The sequence below is a fragment of the Psychrobacter sp. M9-54-1 genome (assembly GCF_016613355.1).
Taxonomy (GTDB): domain Bacteria; phylum Pseudomonadota; class Gammaproteobacteria; order Pseudomonadales; family Moraxellaceae; genus Psychrobacter; species Psychrobacter faecalis.
The window spans coordinates 512-740 of the sequence record NZ_JADGFW010000045.1 but is presented as its reverse complement, the minus strand read 5'-3'; the positions used below and the strand labels follow the sequence as shown (position 1 = coordinate 740).

Below are 229 nucleotides of genomic sequence, written 5' to 3'. Positions count from 1 at the left end.
AACCCCAGTTCGGGATAAGCCACATTGTAACTCATTGATACTATTTACAATATGGCTACCTGTCCCTGCTGAGGCATGTTTTTGATGGTGGGTTTATAGGGAAACCAGCAATAAGCAATCAAACCTGACAGCAAGTTTGTGATAAACCCCGTGACACTACGATGGCGTGAGTGTTCGATTTGGCACAAGTTTTTAAGCTCTCCAAACACCGTTTCAACCAAAGAGCGAT

General features: G+C 43.7%; 1 protein-coding gene. It reads right to left on the bottom strand.

Annotated features, from left to right (window positions below):
- Positions 1 to 44: 44 nt before the first annotated feature.
- Positions 45 to 229 (bottom strand): transposase (locus IQ457_RS13610; protein ID WP_242465449.1); only part of this gene is annotated, 185 nt, incomplete at its 5' end.